This window comes from Tengunoibacter tsumagoiensis (genome assembly GCF_003967535.1).
Classification (GTDB): Bacteria; Chloroflexota; Ktedonobacteria; order Ktedonobacterales; family Ktedonobacteraceae; genus Tengunoibacter; species Tengunoibacter tsumagoiensis.
The window spans coordinates 1,415,846-1,433,592 of record NZ_BIFR01000002.1; the positions used below are offsets into that span (position 1 = coordinate 1,415,846).

The following is a 17,747-nucleotide window of genomic DNA, read 5'->3' on the forward strand; positions in this document are numbered from 1 at the left end:
TAGCGGGTGAGAAGGGATCACCTGAGGGGGTGGTTCCAGGAGGACGAGAAAAGAACGAGAATGATTAAAGTAAAGACAAACGCCGCGCCGCCTCACTGGCTTCGACACGACTATGGACGTTCAGTTTGCTATAGAGGCTCTGAACATGGGTTTTCACAGTATTGAGTGAGATGACCAGGGTGCGTGCAATGGCTGCGTTGGATTGACCGGCAACCAATAGACGCAAGACCCGTTGCTCCTGCGAACTCAGCGGTTCGATGGGCAACGAATTCTTCTCTGCAGACGCTTGTGCGTGCAGGGGATCGGATGTCTGAGCAAAGGCGTGCAAGAGCGTTCGCACAAAGGTGCTCAGGGGGGCCTCGCGGATTTCTGGCAGCAGCGTTTTCAGCAGGCGTTCCATCGATGAGCCCTCATTGAGAAAGAGGCGTTGAATGTTTTCATGATGAGCCAGTCTTACCGCATGAAGAAGAGAAGATCTGGCCTGGTCAGGCTCTTGACAGGTAGCGTGAGCCAGAGCCTCCAGGATCAGGATTTCCAGCACGCTCCACATGCGCCCCTGAACCAGAGCCTGCTCTTTCCAGGGGGCCAACTCTTTCAATGCAGCATCCCCTCGCTTTTGTGCAAGGTATAATCGTACCAGGAGCAGGGCTTCTTCCTGCTGTTGTAAGAGGGGGAGCTCCTGTTCAGATGCCAGGAAACCGAACGAATGTGCCTTTTCCTGTGCCCACTGTTCGACTGCCGAGAGATCACCCTCTGCCAGATGAAGTCGTGCCCGGCACGTGGAGATTGCGCGCAAAGACCAGGGGAAGTGTGTATGTCTCTCCCAGCGCATGAGTATATCCAGCGCTTGCTGTGTCTCTCCAGCCGCAGACAACAGACGAGCCTGAATGAGTCCACCCGATGCCCGAACGTGAACCCCATTCTCCGGCTTTGCTCTCATAGTGAGGGCGCATGCGAGATGATGCTGAGCGTCGGCGAGCTCATTGTGTTCATACGCAAGTTGTGCCAGACAAAGAAAGGCCCAGGAGACGAAGAACGGTTCGGTGCTTCCTGTTTCTAGCAGCAATTGTTGACGTGCCATCTCCAGATCTTCATCTATGTGGGCAAGGGCTTGTTGATAGTACTGCTTTGCCCTGCGCAACTCGCCTTGTTCCAGACAGACTGCCCCCAACCAGAGGGAGATCACAAAGACCGAAGAATGCAAGCCGAGTTTTTTTGACCTTCTATACCCTTCGAGAAGGTGCCGCCAGGCTATCTTCGTCTCACCTGCAAGCAAGGCTTCAAAACCTCGCACCGCAAGGTTATCGGAATACAGAAAACTCTGCTCTCCCAGCAATGATTGAGCCTGTCGTCCCAGGCTCAAGAAACGCTCACTATCGCCTTGAAAAAAGGCCAGCTCTGCATGGAGTTGCAACGCTTCTCCCAACTGTTCCCGCTCATCTGTTGCCTCAAAACCCTGCTCCGCCCAGTGAAGGAGCTGTTCAACCCGTTCCCAGGTCGCGGATGAACGCCGATCAGTGGTAAATGTGAACGCGAGGACAGATAGCACACAAAGGTCTGGCCTGGCTCGCAGGATCGGCTCAGGCAATTGTCTCAACCAGCGCGACAGCGTATGATACGCATTGTGAAAGCTCTGCGGAATGACAAAGCGTTCGATCAGCAACGTAGCCTGAGCAAAATCTTCTCCGGCCAGCGCAGCTTCAATCGCTTCTGGCAAGAGACACTGCTGTTCATACCACTGGCTCGCTCGTCGATGAAGGTCACGTATGGTCGCAGCACCCAGACGACGTCGAGCTTCATGCTGTAATGCCTGTGCCCACAGCGCATGATAGCGATACCACCCATCAAAACTTTGGAGAAAGAGGTTTGCCCGCAAGATCTGTTCTAGCATGTGCTCACTATCGCTTCTGCCTGTCACTGCATCACAAAGCGAAGCATTCAAGCGACCAATCTCACTTGTCTGGAGCAAAAAGTCCTGGAGCGATTGTGGTAAACTGGTCAGAATCTCCTCACGCATATATTCCAGCAGATAACGATGACTTCCTTTGAGCATGTGCACGCCCGCAGAAGGATCAGTCTGTTTTTGCAGCATAAGGGCTGCCAGGTGTAAGCTGGCAATCCAGCCCTCGGTGTGTGCCTCTAACAACGCGCTCTCGGCCTCTGTGAGAGCCAGACCCATGCATTGCGTGAGAAAAAGATAGGTTTCTTCTCGTGTAAAGCGCAGATCGGTGTCACGGATCTCTCCCAGGTGTCCGCGCACACGCAAGCGAGGGAGAGGGAGATCGGGGTCCACACGACTGGCAAGGATCAGATGCAGGTGAGGGGGGAGATGTTCCAACCAGAAGAGCAGAGATGCATGAATGGCAGGCTCCTCAATCACATGATAGTCATCGAGAATCAGGACAAGAGGCGATGTCTCAACAGCCCTGGTCGCTATCTCATTGAGAAGAGCCGTCAAGCTGGTAACAAGTGAGGCAGAGGTGTAGAGCAAGGCGAGGGCATGCTGACCAATATCCGGGAGGCATGTACGAAGTGCAGTAATAAGCGAGCTCCAAAAACGCGTTGGATCATCATCTGATGGCTCCAGTTAGAGCCAGGCAATCGGGTAAGGAGAGCGGTGCACCCAGGCTGCAAGCAGGGTTGTTTTGCCCCAGCCAGCGGAGGCAGAAATCAAGGTAAGCGGACGCGTGAGGGCAGCATCCAGGGCTGCAAGCAGCCGTTCTCGTACGACGAGGGTCGTCGGTAAAGAATGGGGAGCGAGCCTGGTGACGACGGTTGGTAAAAGAGGCACGTTCTCTGGTTGCGTAAGATTTAAGCTCTCTGCTTTGTCCTTCTGAGCCCTTCGTACAGCATGCGATAGTCGCAGCGTAGTGCCGTCTACAGGCCCCTGGAGGGACTGGGCAATCTCTTCCAGATACGCGAGCGTCAGGGCAGCAGCACGTCCAAGATACCGCTTCTTCATGCGACCAGCGTATGATTGGTACCCATACCAGTAACCAGTGCCACGTGCTCGAAGCTCTTTAAAGACATTCAAATGCCCCGATTGCCCCCAAAAGGCAAAGGAAGAATGGGCATGTAGCCAGGCCTGCCATGCTTCTTCATCCCCTGCTTGTATTGGCTGTGGAGGGTGGTCAGGGGTATGCAAAATATAGTAATGATTTTCAGCAGACCACGTGAGCGTGTGAGCAGACGATTTTGGCATGAATTCCTTGTAGATGTAGATAACAAACGTGATTCCCAATACATGGTTGAGTATAGCAGAAACCCTAGAAGCAAGCAAGGAATATGCTATCTGGCGAGGGCGGGGTGGAATGAAGGTTGCTGTGGTTTTCTGCAAAGAAACCTTCCCAAACATCCAATCGCTGTTTTGTCGCAAGATATCATGAGTAAGAAGAGGAAATGGAGGCAGACTCTTCTACGTCTCCTGAGTCTGCCTCCAAGGAGCAGCACATCGTGCTCAACGTTCCGAAAGCGGCTCCAGGTGCTCCCGTGCGATATCGCGCAATAGCAGCCTCGATCTGCGATGGCTGGTGACACGCCGATTCTCCCATCGGATCGAATTATTGATTGTCGATGAGGAGATTGAGTCAGAGCCCAATGATCAGATGTATCACAATCGTTCGTTTGGTAAAATGTCTGATTGTGTTAATAGCTCTCTGAAAGGCCCCCCCAATTTCCACACACAACTCAGGTGCCTGTCTCTTCAAGAAACACGTCTTTACTCACCAAAACTCACTGTTTAGACTTAGAATAATCAGTCAATCCAAGCCGGTTCCCAAAAGGGTCTTCAAACTGGATAGCCAGACCAGTATAGATTTCATACGGCTCAGATAGAAATCTGACCCCTTTTGCTTTCAGTTCCTGGTAAGTTGCGTTCACATCGTCAACGACAAAGAGAATTGCTGGTTTCGTATCAGGATGTTTGGTAATGTCTTGAAGAATAATGGCAGCTTCCTGATCTCCAACTTTGAAGGCCGTTAACCCAGCCTTCTCAAAGTCAAATTTAACTGGGAGGCCAAGCACTTCATGGTAAAACCTCTTTGCTTCTTCGGGGTTATTTGTTGGGACGAAAAAGTTGTCATAGTTTTTGATCGTGTGTTCCATAAGGTTGTTACATGTTCTTTCTTTAGGCAAGGTTCAAACGAATGTGACAACTTTGAACAATTGAGCCAACTCAAAATAAATCCTGAAGCCCCTCAGCAAGCCATCTCAGATTTATTTTCACGGTTTGGATTGTTCAAAATGGTCACATTGATCTAAGCTTACTCTGAACCATGCCCTACAAAAACTTACACGCCAACTTATACGTAAAGCTGATCTTTGGGTCATTTACGTTCCAGGTAGTTACTTCCTGCTGCACTAAGGCTTTTTCGGTACGAGAGATATCTCGAAGGGCGTTTCCAACGGACTTGCGCAGGTACTCGCTCTCGTGATCCTTCCATTCACTCAGCAATGAAATAGCCACTGCGGGGTATTGCTTGAAATAATCTCGTCGATTCCAGATACGCAACCCTTCGGTGACTGCTCGTTTGACATTCGGATTACTATCTGTGAGCCAATCCTTAATGTCTGACAGTGCCTGTTCGTAGCCAATGTCGTGACAGTACTGGTTGAACGCCTGAGCTAAGATTTCCTGCACTTGCCAAGAACTATCAATGCTGACCGTGTGTCGCAAGAATGTCAGTACGTCGTTGCTCTGGTGGGCAACATATCCCATGACGAATACACCCACCATTCGTACTTGATGTTTCTCTGAGGCAAAGAGTTCTTTCGCAAAGGAGAAACTGTCCTGCGGATCATATTGAGCAATGATCCCCTGAGCGGATTGCTGCATCTCTTTGAAGCCATGCTGTACGTTGGCAACCTGGGCTTCAATGGACTGTTGGTCAAGTGTATACATAGATACATCATTATAACACAAAATCTCAGCAGTAAGAAGGTCCTAAATGTGTCTCGAAATTGTCCGCAGCCTGTTGAAAAAGTGCTCAACAAGCCCATCAGGAAAGATGGGTAACATAGCTCTCACCTCTGAAAACCTCAACCAATTGGTAGGTGGGGGAGAGGCTTCGTGAAGGGAGGGATTAAACACGTATGTTTGGAACTCATTTTCTTCTTGGAAAAGCTCCTCCAAAATCAGGAAGTATCATTTGTCCTTTGCCAGTTCTACTCTCCGTTCACCTTTTTCATAGTACTCTTCATACTATCAGCAAGCATGGCGCGAAGAGGTGCTCTGTTTCAAACAGCTGGCGTAAACAGTTGACCAGGGGCCAACTGCTACACGTCGACAACGAATTGCATAATATCCGGGATCGATCCAGCAATGGTCAGTTCCACAGGAGGATGCGATGATGGTCGTACCGGTGGACCTAAACTGGCACCCTCACTGGTCCAGGCAGAGGTGACCCATGCTGCATAGGGAACGAAGGTTGCCGCTCCCCGTCTGGCCGGACGACGGCGAGCATTCCCGGTATTGATCGGGGTAACAGTCATCTTCTCAGCAGAGGCCGCTATGAGTTTGTTCGCATCTACGGTCAAGACCACTTGAGGGCGGGGATTGCAGGCGGAGCGCTGTCGATTGAGTCGCTCTGGATCAAGCCAGAAGAAGACGCGAGCATTAATAAGGGCGTACCATTCAGATGGGGCAATGCCAATCAAACAGGTTGATAAGGCTGCTGATGGCAGAGGGCGCTGATCCCGCAACTGAACCCCGTTTGGTAGTTCGGTATGCATCAATCGCTGTTTATGTTACTTTAGCACTAAAGGTAATAAAAAGCACGCTAAGAGATTGGATGGCGATAAAGAATGTTATTGCCATCCAATCTCAAAAATCCTTACTGCACATTTTTACCAGGATCTTAGTCCCCCCTCTTGATCAGGTAGGGTAAACAGTTGCCAGGCCAGATTCTGCTCTGCTTGATCACTGGTGTCACCGCACTGAAAAGGGGCACAGCAAAGCCGAATCGAGCAGTTTCGTTTTTCTACAAGACAAAGCTCTTTGAATGAGTCATACTATCTCCATCTAGCCGGATGCGGGTCTCCTCATCCAAGAGACAACGGACGGAGACATCAATGGGGAAACTCCAAACCTTCCTGTGGAGGTGGAAAAGAGGGCAAGATGAGAGAAATTTGTCGTATGATAACCAGTTACAGTAATGGTCATATGAAGCGTATATTCTGGGGAAGATAGGTACGAGAGAAAGAGAAGTGCTATGAGTAATAACTTGGATATTCAAATGGTAGCGGAGGACGCGAGGAAGCGGGATCGGAGAGTTGTGGTGATAACGGTGGTATTGTGGGTGATGCAGGTGGCGGCGACGGCTATGTTTTTGATGGCGGGGAGCCTCAAGCTGCTTGGAACCAATGAGCAGTTGACGCAATTTTATCCTGGAATGTTAAACGTGTTTATGCGTTTTATTGCGGTTTTCGAAGTTTTGGGGGCACTAGGGCTGATTTTGCCGGGAATTGTGCGAAGATGGCGGTGGTTGACGCCGCTGGCGGCGAGTGGGTTATTGATGATCATGATTGGTGCGGTGGTGTATACAGTAGTGGTTTTTGGGTGGGGCTCAGTGGTGTCACCGTTGATATTGGCGATTTTGTGTGCGGTAATAGTGTATGGGCGGCGGGTGTGGGGGTTGGATGTGCTCAGGCATGGCAAGGGGTAGTGTGATATCAGCATAAGTAGCTAACCAGCATGAGCAAAACACTGTAAAAGAAGCGACTTACGATGGCGAAGACGCTCTTTGGCATGACTGAGTTCATCTTCGACCTGCCAGAGGTCTTGACAGCAGACATTCTTGAGCTCAGGCCGCTTCAGGAGGTTCCACTCGTCTCCGAGTAAGTCCAGGAGAAAGAAGTACCACTCACTTTCCAGAAAAGTCGGCGTTTTGCGCGTCTCTTGGTGGTCACTGTCCCTTCCTTGTGGCTGGTGACAGTGACCCTACCTCTTCCTTCTCCTTTAAAGCGCCAACAACATCCCAGTCTCCCTTCCCCTTGTTGGCTCATCGCTGTCCGGTGTTGGGTGTCGTTGTTTTGTGTCTGTCGTGGGACTTGAACCGCAGGACTCCACCATGCGGAGAATGCGTGCGCATACAGGCACAATCAGGACATTCCACGAGTGCCACACAGCTCTCCACGAAGCGCACGAGATCAATGGGCACTCCTCCGGAAAAGGTGCATTTGGCAGGTTGGGTGGCCTGCGCCATTACCTCTCGTCTCGCGTGAGTCCGATCTATATGTTCTCGTTCAGCAGGTGGATTAGGCTGCTCTTCAGGGAAGGGTGAGGTCTGTTCTGCTTGGGTCCCGCTTGCCTGTTCAGGAGGCTTCGATGAAGGAACGTTGAGACATGGCCCTGCGCCATCAATGATCGCTAGCGTATCTCGACGGAGTACCAGTAGCTCTGCAGCTTGCTCCAACATCTTTGGTTGTACATCGGGCTCCCCAGCTTGATAGCTCCACTCCAGTGCCGTGGTGACGAGCTTGATCAGGTAATCCATCGTCACCCGGCCAGAGTTGGTTGGGTCGAGGATCGGGTGCGTGAGCCAGGTGTAGATAGAACCAGGCCACTGCCGTAAGTTCAACAGCGGAAACAGTACTCCATAGATCTGTTCCAGAGACCCCAGAATGTCGCGCACTTCTTCGCTAGTGTGGCTAGCAATGCGGCAGAACGGCTCCAGCTTGTCGAGACAGCGGCGAAATTGGAGCCAGGTGGAGGGAGGACTAAGATCCTGGCAATTTTGTGCAACAGGATTTTTTGAGCTTGGATAATGATAACGACCGTTTTTACATAGACAGAATGGGACGCGATACGTTGTGTAAGACCTCCACAAACTGTTATCTCTTACGCTCAATAGCTGGTTAAGAGAAGAAGGCCAGTCCTTAGCGTGCTTTTTCGTACGGTTCATGCTCGGAGGCCGTGCTTCTCTAATCGTTCCCGATCCTCTCCAGTGAGGCCTGCGAGATCGAGAAGGGTGCTCGCACTATGCAGGCCGTCCCACTGGATCGCAGGCCAATTGGCGGCTTTAGCCAGATGATAGAGAGTGGTAAGCTGAATCATTCCTTCCGTCCAGGAGTGTGAATGGCGAGAATATCTGGCAGCTGCCCGATTTCTTCTGCCTCACCCTGTCAGTGTATCAAGGGCAAGAGCTTGAGGGCGAAGTAGCACAGTTTGCGATATCATCGTTGAAAAGAAATGGTTGGTTCGGGATGTTTCTCTTCCTGGAGTTGAGCCGGGATGACGAGTTGCACGGTTGTGCCAATGCCGAAGGCACTATAAATTGAAACGCCATAGGCATCGCCAAACTGTAGTTGAATACGCTGGTCAACATTTTGTATCCCGTAGTGTCCGGCCTCTGTTTTGAGACGTGTCAGCATATCATCATCCATACCAATACCATCATCAATAACCTGGAATACAATGTTTGTCCCCTGTTTCTCAACCACGATACGAATATGGATCGTATGTATGAAGCGGGCATGGGTTATGGCATTCTCTACAAAGGGTTGCAGCGTGAGCTTCAGCGTGATATAAGGGAGAGCCTGCGGGTCAACATCGAAGCGGACCTCGATGTCATTGCTATGTTTGATCTTCTGGATATCCAGGTATGTTTGTACCTGTTGTAGTTCTTCTTCAACTGTCACAATGGTACGTCCGTTATTGAGGCTGAGCCGATAGAAGCGAGCTAGGCTGAGCAACATTTTTTGCAGTTTATCGCTCTCGCCCATTTTGGCAAGGCGACTGATGGCTGAGAGTGTATTGTAGAGAAAATGTGGATTGATTTGCGCTTGGAGCATATTGAGCTGCGCCTCTTTTTGCTTGATTTTGTTAATATAGACTTCCTGTACTAGAGTACCAAGATTATTGGCCATCTCATTAAATGCATTTTCAATTTCGCACAATTCGTCTCCCTGTTTATCAGGGATGCGCCTGCGGAAGTCGCCAATCTGCAAGGCTCTAAAGGCCACGATAATGCGGTTGATGCGCCTGGAGATATGCTGAGAAATACCCCAACCCAAGAGGAGGAGGCAAAAGAACACGAGAGCGCAGATAAGAAACGTAATGTTGCGTATATTATCCGATTCACCCCGTATTGTGGAGAGGGGCACATAAGTATTTACATGCCACTTCAGGTTTGGGACAGTTGCGGTGACTGTGAGAGTGTCCGATCCGCGTAGTTTCCAATCGGCTATCGATATCTGTGTGCCAGCCAGCAATTGGACTTTATTGCTGATATCGGAAACCACGATCTCGCTTCCCTCTCCGACATGAGCATCTTCGATGGCGGCAAACACATCCTGAACGCTGGCCGTTACCTGTAGTACGCCAAGCCTGGTGCCAGTCTGAAAATACAACAATTCTCTGAAGTAGCTGATATTGCCGTACTTCTTATCAACGGGCGTTTGCATCCAGACACCGCGTATCAGGGTCTCTTCTGACACTGTATTGAGCCATTGTTCGTCTGAAAAGCGATCAATCAGCGAAATTTCTGCTCGTTTTCCTCTACTGAGAGGATTTCCGGAGACCGGGTAGCGCACCTCGGGAAAACTGGGGTCGTTGATATAGGTGACAAGGTTGACGTCATACGAAGCCAGCGCCAGGGCAGATGAGAGTCGAGGAAGGACGTTCTGTGTAATAGTAAGGTAGCCCTCCCAGCCGTTCGTATAGTTATAGATGGCAGCCTGAAACCCCTGGTCATAATAGAGTTGCTCGACTGTGCGTTCCATTTCGTTCTGTTTATAAGCAATATTGTTTTGTATTTGTTGTAACGTTCCCTGGAGGCGGAGCGTGGTCTCGTTTTGCAGTGCATTGACCGAAGTCGTATAAGAGTAGTAGCCGATACTATATGTGGGAATGATGGCCAGCACGATATAGGATAGCAAGAGCTGGTAGCCCAACTTCATATTCATTGTGTTCCATCACTTTCAGCACTGGCGGCGAAAATCACCAGGAGTTTGTCCATATGCTTCTTTAAACTGGCGCCCAAAATAGGTCAGGCTACTATAGCCCAGTCGTTGAGCAATCTCGTACAATTTGAGCCGTGAATTGCAGAGCAAGTGCGCGGCCTCCTCTAATTTTTTACGTATGACATAATCGGTGAAGGACGCGCCTATCTCTTCTTTAAAGAGGCGCCCGAAGTAGTTGGGTGAGAAGCCGAAGTGGAAAGCCACTTCGTGAAGAAGAATGTTTTCCCCAAGATGTGTTTGAATGTACTGATCAATCTCCTTGATTAGTTTCTGATTACGTTTCAGCCCAGGTTGATCCAACAAAGAGGTACGAGATGGTGTCTGAGATCTCTGCTCTGTGGCTGTGGGATGTGAGGGGCGAGGGGATTGCAGACGGGTGCGCTTCAGTTCCTCTTGCAACTGGATTGAAACGTTGCTGATCTCTTGAAAAAGCTCATCGTCATCAATGGGTTTGAGAACATAACCATTGGCATGCAGGGTTATGGCCTGCCGTGCATATTGAAAATCTTGGTATCCGCTTACAAAAATAATCTTGAGGGAAGGTTGAAGCGTTCTGATCTGGCGAGCCAGTTCCAGCCCACTCATCCCAGGCATGCGAATATCGGTTACCAGAAGATCTATGTGGTGCTGCTTAATGACCTGGAGTGCCTCGTAGCCAGATTTTACAGCAGCCAGTACTTCCATACGATAGCAGCTCCACGGTACAAATTGCTCCATCCCGTGCAGATCTAGATCTTCATCGTCGACAAGCAAGACTTTAAACACGAGTCAATACTCCCTTGTATCAACAAGAATCTGGTTGCATGTATTGTAGCATATCATTTGAGCATATAAGATGCAGGCAATGGAAATTGTTCTCTCCAATGCTCAATAGTAAAGCATGGTCAGTTCTATAGCAAGATAACCGATCAACGATTTTTCGCACTTTTCAATGGCGTTTGTGTATCCGGATTATCAGAGATAAGTGTTAGAGAAAGGGATATCGTAGGACGTTGAAGAGATCGTTGAAAAGTTTGAAGAATCGTTGATTTGAACAGTGGTGCAACGCTCAAAAATATTCTACCATCTATTGCTAGAAAGTATATTCTCAGCGATGGGATGGAGAAGATATGAAATTACAGTCGCTGCCATCAGTTGAAATTGTCTCGTTGCCAAAGCCCTCGGCTCGCAAAGAAACCTTCTGGCGACGCCTGGGCCGTCAATGGGATTTACAGGTTATGGTCCTGCCAGGCATCATTCTATTGCTCATATTTAGCTATCTGCCGATGTGGGGAGTGCTGACAGCCTTTCAAGACTATGATCTCTCGAGCGGTTTTTTTGCCAGTCCCTGGGTCGGCTTGAAGCACTTCCAGATATTGCTGACCGATCCTCTCTTTTTACCGGTCTTAAAAAATACGATAGTGATCAGCATATTGCGGCTAGTCTTTGCTTTTCCTGCTCCTATTATACTTGCATTAATACTCAATGAGGTACGTCTGCCAGTTTTCAAACGGATTGTACAGACCATCAGTTACCTACCACATTTTATGTCATGGGTAATTGTGGCGGGCCTGGTTATTTCCGCTCTGTCTGTGGACAATGGATCAGTGAATATGGCATTGCTGCAGTTGCGCATCATTCATGAACCAGTAAATTGGCTCTCGATACCGGAGTGCTTCTGGACTATCCTCATTACTACCGGCATCTGGAAAGAGATTGGCTTCAGTTCTATCATCTATCTGGCTGCAATTGCTGGTGTAGACCCCAATCTGTACGAAGCGGCGGACATCGATGGTGCAGGGCGGTTGCGGCGCTTATGGCATGTGACTTTGCCCTGTATTGTCCCAGTGATCACTATTTTTCTGATCTTGTCTGTGGGGCAGATCCTCAACGCGGGTTTTGAAGATATTCTCTTGTTGACCAATCGGGGAGATAACGCGATCCTGCGTGAGGTATCCGATGTCATCGATACATATGTGTATCGCGTTGGTTTGACTGATTTCCGCTACTCCTATGGCGTGGCTGTGGGATTGTTTAAATCGATTGTCAACGTCATCATGTTGGTGGTCGCTAACTTTCTAGCGCGTCGCCTGGGGGAGACAAGTTTATGGTAGCACAAAAATGGCAGCAGGACATTATAACGAAAAAGGGCCAAAGACCAGAAAAAAAAGCCCCAAAGCTGAAAAAACGAAGATTTGACGATATCGTCATCAGCCTGTTTGTCTATGCTACTCTGATCTTTGTCGCCTTCACGACGCTCTACCCGTTCTGGAATGCGTTGGTGATCTCGTTCAACGACGGTTTTGATGCCGCTAACGGTGGCATCACGGTCTGGCCGCGTGTCTTTACACTGGACAACTATCGCCTGGTGTTTGCTGATAGCCGCCTGCTCAACTCGCTGGGTATCTCCATTGCACGAACGGCAGTGGGAACGCTCATTTCGATGGTTGTAACGGGCATGATGGGCTATGCGCTGTCCAAGAAGTATCTAATCGGGCGTAAATTGTATATGACGCTCTGTATCATCACGCTCTATTTCGGAGGGGGATTGATCCCGACGTATCTGCTGATTCGTAATCTGGGTATGATCAATACGTTCTGGGTTCTGGTCCTTCCGAGTGCCGTCAACATCTGGAACATGATCATCTTTCGCACCTTTTTCCAAAACTTGCCAACAAGCCTGGAGGAATCGGCGCGGGTTGATGGATGCAATCACATCACGATGTTTCTACGCATCGTTTTCCCTCTCTCAAGTCCTGTGTTTGCCACTCTGGGGCTCTTCACCGCCGTTACTTACTGGAACTCGTGGTTTGACGCTAGTATTTATATCACCAGAGACAACCTGCTCCCAATGCAGAATTTATTGATTAACATCATCAATTCGGCCATCCCGCCGGATCAAATGAGGCAGATAGGAGGTGCTGCCGGCAATGTGCATATGGCGGGCGTGACCCAACGTTCACTGATGATGGCCACCATGATGATCGCCGTTCTTCCCATTGTGCTTGCCTATCCCTTCATTCAGAAGTACTTTGTGAAGGGCGTCCTGGTTGGCTCTTTGAAAGAATAATTTTATCCCAGTATGTTGCACCACCATCACGTTCACGATCAAGGAGGAAACACTTGAAACACGCCTGTTTTAACCGTCGCATGACCAGTTTTGGTTTCTTGCTGGTCCTCCTCACGCTCTTCAGCAGCGCGTGCGGACCCAGCAACAACACGACCTCGTCAACCAAAGCTGGCACTAATCAACCATTTTCGTTTAGCTTTTATGCCAACTACGATTGGCTTAGCTACTCGAAGAAATGGGGTCAAGATGATGTATCGAAGTGGATACAACAGAACAAAAAAGTTACGATAGACTTTATCAACTCCAATGGGGCAGCGAAACAAAGGTTAAGTCAAATGATCGCAGCCGATGACCTGCCGGATGCGATGATGCTGGATCGCGGTCCAGATGTTGATCGCCTGGTGCAGGCCAACAAGCTAGTTCCCCTCGATCAGTACCTGGATAAATATCCTAATATCAAGAAGTACATCGGCACAGAGACGCTGAACCTATTGCGCGCCAAAGATGGCCATATTTACCAGATTCCGAACTGGTATATTCAGAAGGGTGGGACCAACGGCCAGTACTGGACGGCGATCAATACGAAGATCTACAAAGAACTGGGTTCGCCCAGGCTGGAAACCTATAGTGATCTGGAGAGCTATTTGCAGCAGGTCAAGGCACGTTATCCCGGCGTCACGCCCCTGGAGATGTCGGCTGGCGGCTATGTCTATCTGTATCCGACATTCACCGAAAATCGCTCGCTACAGAATATGTACATGTTTGGCTATCCCCAGAACAACAAGCTTGTCTCGATGTACGATGATCCTGCCTATCTGGAGAGCATGCAGTACACCAGCCGCCTCTTCCGCGAGAAACTGATCTCGCAGGACCTGTTCACGCAGACGCAGGACCAGGTAAAGGAGAAGGCCAATACAGGCAAGATCGCGGTCTATATTGGTTGGGATGGTGGCGATGTGCTACAGGCGGCTAATAGCAACCTGAAAGGCACCGTTGATAATCCCGCGTACAAAGTGGTCTGGCCATTCTACAAAGCTGGCTTAAACAAGGACAACATCAAGCCGGGAACCTTCTCGCGCGTGGGCTGGAACGTCAACGTGATTACCAAACAGGCAAAAGATCCCGAAGCGATCTTTGCCTACCTGGATTGGGCGACCGGACCCGAGGGGCAGCGTGTCTTCACCTTTGGCCCTCAAGGACTGTTCTGGGATAAAACCGATAGCGATGGCGTTCCCATGTTGAACAGCAAATATGCCCAGGCCGATAAGAGCAAGCTGGATACCTATGGTCTTGGCCTTTACAACACGGTAGGTAACACAACCTTTGTCGATCATTGTAAGATTGTGACAGATAACCAATTGCCCGCCGATCAGCGGAGCTGGGCTACCAATGCACAGGCAACTATTGTCTATAAGGCAACGACGGATGACACCCAGTTCGGATATACGCAGAACGATCCCAATGGGGATATCACCGTGCTTATTCAGCGCATCAAAGATATCGATAAGCTCGCAATGGCCAAGATGGTCTTTGCTAAAAGCGATAGCGATGTCGCCTCGATCCTGGAGAAAGAGAAGCAGGATCTGCAAAACGCCGGGCTCGATAAGGTGCTGAACTTTGAGACACAGGCCTGGCAGAACAGCCTGAAATCCCTCAAAGGATAGTTTCCCACTTTTGTTGGAAAAGGAAGAAGATTGATATGTCTGAATATATATCTTCTTCCTTTTCCTCAATTTTTTGAAGAGTTTAAGGTGCGGAGTATGACAGGACCAATCACAACGGTAAAAGCTTCTATTCCTCTGCTTCAGCCACCGCCCTGGGCACTATTGGAGCGGAAACTCATTGAAGTGATGGAACAGTCTGTGTATCCCTATCTCGCCAGATATACCCGCAGTGATGGCATGCTTATCTGGAGGGACGATCAACCGTATGAAACGCGTGATGGAGCCGATGATTTTTATGAAAGTTTTTATAACTGGGCGTTGCTGTATCTGCTGGGAGGTGCTGACCATCTGATAGAACTGGCCGAGCGTCAATGGGATGCAGTCACGCAGCAGTTGAGTCGGTTGGGGCTTGTCCACAAAGAGTACGAGCGAGGCTACGACCAGTTTCACCAGGGCGAGAGCTCCATCTATTTTTATTTTCTCTGCATGGCCGATCCCACGAATTCTCGTCTCATTGAGCGTGCAAAACGCTTTGCAGGCTTTTATGTGAACGAAGATCCCGATGCACAGAACTATGATCCCATGCGCAGGTTGATCAGGGCACCTCATACTGGGAGCACAGGACCACGTTGGGGCTATTTCTATGACAAGGTAGCATATTCTTGGACGGCTGATATGGAGCCATACGGCCTGCCTTACCTGGATGTGGAGGGAGTTGGTAGTTATGAGGATTTGCGCGACTCTGTGCTAGCAGCACGTATGGGTGAGGTGATGCAGGAGCGTATGGGCAAGGGAGATGTCGCCACGAACCTGATTGTGACTAGCCTGGTGGCAAACGCCTATCTGCTGACTGGCGAGGAGAAGTACCGCCGCTGGATTGTGGAATATGTTGCTGCCTGGCAGGAACGAGCTCGGCAAAATGGCGGGTTACTCCCCGATAACGTTGGTCTCTCAGGACGAGTTGGCGAATATATCGACGGCAAATGGTATGGCGGACTCTACGGGTGGAGTTGGCCTCACGGCTACTATAACATCTGTATGGCAGCTATCGTCGGCGCTACAAGCGCGTTTCTGGTCACCGGAGAGAAAAAGTATCTCGATCTCCCACGAGCACAGATCGATTGCATACATAAACTTGGTCAGACCTACACTATTGGCGAACTGGCCTCCAGTGTGGGGCGCTTCTGGATCGAGATGCAACAGCAGTATGGTCCTGAGCGAACAATCTTTCTTGTTCCCTACCGCTACAACGATAACGGCTGGTTTGAATATCTCTCTCCGTCATCTGTCTATCCCGTATCCCTCTGGAACATGACTCAGGATAGTGAGGACTGGGCCCGTGTAGAGCAGGCGCGGCGAGCCAGCCTGGTGGACTGGTGCGAGGTCGTGCCGTTTCGCAACAAAGAGGATGCGGGACATGAACTGCCCTGGCTCTGTTTCTTGAAGGGCAAGAATCCTGCGTATCCCGAGCAGATCTTGAGCGAGAGTTACGGGCAGGTGGCGCGGCGTATGGAGATGATACGCTGCGACGACAGCGACCTGCGCCAGGTCAGCATCCACCACTGGCAGGAACTGAACCCTGTGCTCACAGAGGCGCTGGTGCAGTTGACTCTGGGCGCGCCTCAGATTATCTACAACGGTGGGCTGCTCATGTGCCAGATCAGGTACTTTGATGTACAGCGCAGGAGGCCTGGCCTGCCACCAGACGTGGCCGCACTGGTAGAAAAGATCGAGGAGGACCATATCGTCGTGCGCCTGCTCAATCTGAGCGTCTTTGACGAGCGAGACCTGCTGCTACAAGCGGGCGCATTCGGTGAACATGAGTTTCGCAATGTTCAGTATGCGGAGCGGTTGAGCCAATATCCTGGTCCCCACGGCCCGGCAGGATATGCCGCGCCCGAACTGAAGACCGAGAATCGAACGCTGAGTATGGCAGATCAACTGCTACGCGTCGTCTTGCCTCCAGCCAGCGAGATTACTCTCACCCTGGGAATAGCTCGTTTTGTGAACATTCCATCATATCGACAACCATGGGAGCGTTTATGCTGAACAATCATTTGCAACAGATGGTGGAGGTTGGACAACGTGGCTTGAGGCTTCCTCGGCTGGCATTCGGAACCGCACCTCTGGCTAGTGCGCCCTCGTGGGGACCTGGGAACGTTATTCCAGAGGAGCAGGCCAGTCGCGCGCTCTCCTACGCCTTCGAACAGGGATTCACCTGGTTTGATACTGCTCCCAGCTATGGAGCAGGTATGGCCGAGATGCGCATGGGACAGTTTCTACAGCAGGTGCCTCGACACCAGGTCCAGATTGCCACCAAAGTAGGATGGATTGCTGAAGGGAACACTGTGCACCGGGATTACAGCCGTGAGGGCGTACTGCGCAGCTTGGAGAAGAGCCTGAAGCGTCTCAGGGTTGACAGCGTGGACCTGCTCTATGTGCATGATCCTGACGAATACCAGCAACAGGTGTTGGATGAAACCTTTCCTGCCCTTGCGGATCTACGCGCGCAGGGTGTGATCAAAGCCATCGGCGCGGGAATGAACCAGTGGCAGGTGCCGCTGGAATTTGCGAAACATGCTGATTTTGATTGTTTTCTGATCGCCGGGCGTTGGACCCTGCTGGAACAAAGTGCCCTGCCGTTGCTTGACCTCTGCTCTTCACGTGGAATAGCTATTTTCGCAGCAAGTATATATAACAGCGGTATCCTGGCAACAGGCTCGAGTAGCCAGGGGGCAAGCTATAATCATGCTCCAGCATCTCCCGCCATTAGAGCACATGTACGTGCGATAGAAGAAATGTGTCATGCAAACGGTGTATTGCTGCAAAGCGCGGCCACGCAATATCCATTTGCGCATCCTGCAGTAAAAGCGTTAGTGGTTGGTTTCCAGTCCGATGTCCAGGTGAGGATGTGCCTAGATGCTCTGTGTGACCCTATCCCAACGGAGTTATGGGAGTGTTTACGATCCGAGGGATTGATAGCGCAGGAAGCGCCCCTGCCTGGAGGGCGCAAAGCGATGTCCTGATTGCCGACGATGATGCCGTTGTGATCCTTCGGCTGATCATATCCCAGA

The 17,747-nt window shown here is 50.3% G+C and carries 15 protein-coding genes; 6 read left to right on the forward strand and 9 right to left on the reverse strand.

Features of this window, described 5'->3' with window-relative positions; genetic code table 11:
- Positions 1 to 64 precede the first annotated feature (64 nt).
- The 5 genes from EL628_RS26175 to EL628_RS26190 form a co-directional block, all read right to left on the reverse strand.
- The gene (locus tag EL628_RS26175; RefSeq protein WP_245994466.1) at positions 65 to 2,491 is read right to left on the reverse strand and encodes a winged helix-turn-helix domain-containing protein; all 2,427 of its coding nucleotides are present in this window, start codon (positions 2,489 to 2,491) and stop codon (positions 65 to 67) included.
- A gap of 96 nt (positions 2,492 to 2,587) precedes the next feature.
- On the reverse strand, positions 2,588 to 3,202 hold the full coding sequence (locus EL628_RS30675) for a hypothetical protein (protein WP_245994468.1): 615 nt from the start codon (positions 3,200 to 3,202) through the stop codon (positions 2,588 to 2,590).
- Between the two features lie 530 nt (positions 3,203 to 3,732).
- Positions 3,733 to 4,092, reverse strand: coding sequence for a VOC family protein (locus EL628_RS26180; protein WP_126583626.1), 360 nt, complete (start codon positions 4,090 to 4,092; stop codon positions 3,733 to 3,735).
- Positions 4,093 to 4,279: 187 nt separating this feature from the next.
- The gene (locus tag EL628_RS26185) at positions 4,280 to 4,900 is read right to left on the reverse strand and encodes a DNA alkylation repair protein (RefSeq protein WP_126582934.1); all 621 of its coding nucleotides are present in this window, start codon (positions 4,898 to 4,900) and stop codon (positions 4,280 to 4,282) included.
- Between the two features lie 374 nt (positions 4,901 to 5,274).
- Positions 5,275 to 5,730 carry a DUF7002 family protein gene (locus EL628_RS26190; RefSeq protein ID WP_126582935.1) on the reverse strand — a complete coding sequence of 152 codons (456 nt, stop codon included), beginning with the start codon at positions 5,728 to 5,730 and terminating at the stop codon, positions 5,275 to 5,277.
- 479 nt (positions 5,731 to 6,209) lie between these two features.
- Here EL628_RS26190 and EL628_RS26195 point away from each other — a divergent pair, with 479 nt between their 5' ends.
- A complete protein-coding gene (locus EL628_RS26195; RefSeq protein ID WP_126582936.1) occupies positions 6,210 to 6,662 on the forward strand; it encodes a DoxX family protein in 453 nt (150 codons plus the stop codon).
- Positions 6,663 to 6,998: 336 nt separating this feature from the next.
- Here EL628_RS26195 and EL628_RS26205 read toward each other — a convergent pair whose 3' ends face one another.
- The 4 genes from EL628_RS26205 to EL628_RS26215 all read right to left on the reverse strand — a co-directional run bounded on the left by EL628_RS26205 (position 6,999) and on the right by EL628_RS26215 (position 10,725).
- Positions 6,999 to 7,826, reverse strand: a complete 828-nt coding sequence (locus EL628_RS26205; protein WP_126582937.1) for a hypothetical protein — start codon at positions 7,824 to 7,826, stop codon at positions 6,999 to 7,001.
- A 71-nt stretch (positions 7,827 to 7,897) separates the two neighbouring features.
- Positions 7,898 to 8,053 (reverse strand): DUF7002 family protein, encoded by a 156-nt coding sequence (locus EL628_RS29995; RefSeq protein WP_161975779.1) that lies wholly within the window; start codon positions 8,051 to 8,053, stop codon positions 7,898 to 7,900.
- Between the two features lie 119 nt (positions 8,054 to 8,172).
- Positions 8,173 to 9,903: a cache domain-containing sensor histidine kinase gene (locus EL628_RS26210; RefSeq protein ID WP_126582938.1), complete on the reverse strand. Its 1,731-nt coding sequence runs from the start codon at positions 9,901 to 9,903 to the stop codon at positions 8,173 to 8,175.
- Between the two features lie 15 nt (positions 9,904 to 9,918).
- The gene (locus EL628_RS26215; RefSeq protein WP_126582939.1) at positions 9,919 to 10,725 is read right to left on the reverse strand and encodes a response regulator transcription factor; all 807 of its coding nucleotides are present in this window, start codon (positions 10,723 to 10,725) and stop codon (positions 9,919 to 9,921) included.
- A gap of 344 nt (positions 10,726 to 11,069) precedes the next feature.
- Here EL628_RS26215 and EL628_RS26220 point away from each other — a divergent pair, with 344 nt between their 5' ends.
- The 5 genes from EL628_RS26220 (at position 11,070) to EL628_RS26240 (ending at position 17,699) form a co-directional block, all read left to right on the forward strand.
- A complete protein-coding gene (locus tag EL628_RS26220; RefSeq protein WP_126582940.1) occupies positions 11,070 to 12,053 on the forward strand; it encodes an ABC transporter permease in 984 nt (327 codons plus the stop codon).
- Between the two features lie 65 nt (positions 12,054 to 12,118).
- A complete protein-coding gene (locus EL628_RS26225) occupies positions 12,119 to 13,009 on the forward strand; it encodes a carbohydrate ABC transporter permease (protein WP_371859708.1) in 891 nt (296 codons plus the stop codon).
- 53 nt (positions 13,010 to 13,062) lie between these two features.
- The gene (locus EL628_RS26230; RefSeq protein ID WP_126582942.1) at positions 13,063 to 14,673 is read left to right on the forward strand and encodes an extracellular solute-binding protein; all 1,611 of its coding nucleotides are present in this window, start codon (positions 13,063 to 13,065) and stop codon (positions 14,671 to 14,673) included.
- A 96-nt stretch (positions 14,674 to 14,769) separates the two neighbouring features.
- Positions 14,770 to 16,722 (forward strand): DUF8034 domain-containing protein, encoded by a 1,953-nt coding sequence (locus EL628_RS26235; RefSeq protein ID WP_218028999.1) that lies wholly within the window; start codon positions 14,770 to 14,772, stop codon positions 16,720 to 16,722.
- On the forward strand, positions 16,716 to 17,699 hold the full coding sequence (locus EL628_RS26240; RefSeq protein ID WP_161975780.1) for an aldo/keto reductase: 984 nt from the start codon (positions 16,716 to 16,718) through the stop codon (positions 17,697 to 17,699). Before EL628_RS26235 ends, EL628_RS26240 begins: the two co-directional genes overlap by 7 nt.
- Positions 17,700 to 17,747: the final 48 nt, after the last annotated feature.

Excerpts from the sequence above, each read along its gene's own strand:
- EL628_RS26220 (WP_126582940.1), top strand. The coding sequence starts at position 11,070 with ATGAAATTACAGTCGCTGCCATCAGTTGAAATTGTCTCGTTGCCAAAG.
- EL628_RS26240 (WP_161975780.1), top strand. The coding sequence starts at position 16,716 with ATGCTGAACAATCATTTGCAACAGATGGTGGAGGTTGGACAACGTGGC.
- EL628_RS26190 (WP_126582935.1), bottom strand. The coding sequence starts at position 5,730 with ATGCATACCGAACTACCAAACGGGGTTCAGTTGCGGGATCAGCGCCCT.
- EL628_RS29995 (WP_161975779.1), bottom strand. The coding sequence starts at position 8,053 with ATGATTCAGCTTACCACTCTCTATCATCTGGCTAAAGCCGCCAATTGG.
- EL628_RS26235 (WP_218028999.1), top strand. The coding sequence starts at position 14,770 with ATGACAGGACCAATCACAACGGTAAAAGCTTCTATTCCTCTGCTTCAG.
- EL628_RS26185 (WP_126582934.1), bottom strand. The coding sequence starts at position 4,900 with ATGTATACACTTGACCAACAGTCCATTGAAGCCCAGGTTGCCAACGTA.
- EL628_RS26195 (WP_126582936.1), top strand. The coding sequence starts at position 6,210 with ATGAGTAATAACTTGGATATTCAAATGGTAGCGGAGGACGCGAGGAAG.
- EL628_RS26210 (WP_126582938.1), bottom strand. The coding sequence starts at position 9,903 with ATGAATATGAAGTTGGGCTACCAGCTCTTGCTATCCTATATCGTGCTG.
- EL628_RS30675 (WP_245994468.1), bottom strand. The coding sequence starts at position 3,202 with ATGCCAAAATCGTCTGCTCACACGCTCACGTGGTCTGCTGAAAATCAT.